General features: G+C 71.7%; 1 protein-coding gene. It reads right to left on the bottom strand.

Translation table 11 applies throughout. From position 1 onward, the window contains the following. The coding region (locus ACFVH0_RS40470) for a beta-ketoacyl synthase N-terminal-like domain-containing protein (protein WP_385828433.1) at nt 1-1,541 on the bottom strand (1,541 nt) is incomplete at both ends.

Below are 1,541 nucleotides of genomic sequence, written 5' to 3'. Positions count from 1 at the left end.
CTGACGGATCACCCGCTGCTGCGACGGCCCGTTCGGAGCCGTCAGACCGTTCGACGCACCGTCCTGGTTCACAGCCGAACCCGAAACGACCGCCAAGACCTGGTGCCCCTTGCGACGGGCCTCCGAGAGCCGCTCGACCAGCAGAACGCCGACACCTTCACCCCAGCCCGTACCGTCCGCATCGTCCGAGAACGACTTGCAGCGGCCGTCGGCGGCCAGGCCGCCCTGGCGACTGAACTCCACGAAACCGCTGGGACCGGCCATCACGGTCACACCGCCGACGAGGGCCATCTCGCACTCGCCCGAGCGCAACGACTGGGCCGCCAGGTGCAGCGCGACCAGCGACGACGAGCACGCCGTGTCCACCGTCACCGCCGGCCCCTCCAGGCCGAACGCGTACGAGACTCGCCCCGACAGAACACTGGTCGCCGTTCCGGTCAACAGCTGTCCGCTGACACCTTCTTCGCCCTGCGCGAGCGCTCCGGCACCGTAGCCCTGACTGCAACCACCTGCGAAGACACCGGTACGGGTGCCCCGTACGGACAGGGGGTCGATGCCTGCCCGCTCGAACACCTCCCACGAGGTCTCAAGCAGCAGTCGCTGCTGGGGGTCCATCGCCAGGGCCTCGCGCGGCGAGATCCCGAAGAACTCCGGGTCGAAGTTTCCGGCGTCGTGCAGGAAGCCGCCGGCGCGGGCGAAACCGAGGTCCGTGTCGCGGCCTCCGGAGGGTGCGTCCTCCCAACCACGGGCGGACGGGAAACCGGTGATGCCGTCGCCACCCGTGCTGACGAGCTGCCACAGCTCGTCCGGCGACCGGACATCGCCCGGCAGTCGGCAGCTCATCCCCACGATCGCGATCGGTTCGTCGTCGGGCCCGGTCCGCTGGGACTGCGGAAGGCCGTGGGTGGTCTCCCGTTCCAGGATTCCGTCGACGAGGTGGCCGGCCAGGCCGTGGGCGTCCGGGTAGTCGAACACCAGGGTGGCGGGGAGCTGGAGTCCGGTCTCCTGGGCCAGGCGGTTGCGCAGTTCGACCGCCGTGAGGGAGTCGAAGCCCAGGTCGCGGAAGGCCGTCGCGACGGGGATGGCGGACGGGTCATCGTGGTTCAGCACTGCCGCCGCGTGCGTGCGGACCACGTCGAGGAGGACGGTGTGGGCTTCCGCTGCGTCGAGGCCGCGCAGCCGGTCGGCCGGAGCCCGCCGACCGTTCCCGGCCGTGGGCGTGTCGGCGGTGTCCGTCGCGTCCAGGCGGGCGACTTCGGGGATGTCGCCGAGCAGCGGGCTGGGCCGCAGGGCGGTGAAGACGGGTGCGAAGCGGTCCCAGGCCACGTCGGCGACAGCCAGGCAGGTCTCGTTGTCGGTCAGCGCCTGTGCGAGCGCGGTCAAGGCGTTGTCCGGCTCCATGACGGGCAGGCCGCGACGGCCGAGTTGTTCCTCGCCCTCGGCAGTCACGAGTCCGCCGCCGCCCCAGGGGCCCCAGGCGATCGAGGTGGCGACCCGGCCACGGGCCCGGCGCTCCTGGGCCAGGGCGTCGAGGTAGGCGT

The sequence above is a fragment of the Streptomyces sp. NPDC127117 genome, assembly GCF_042677325.1.
Classification (GTDB): domain Bacteria; phylum Actinomycetota; class Actinomycetes; order Streptomycetales; family Streptomycetaceae; genus Streptomyces.
The sequence above is the reverse complement of the archived record's forward strand: the minus strand, read 5'-3'. Positions and strand labels throughout refer to the sequence as shown.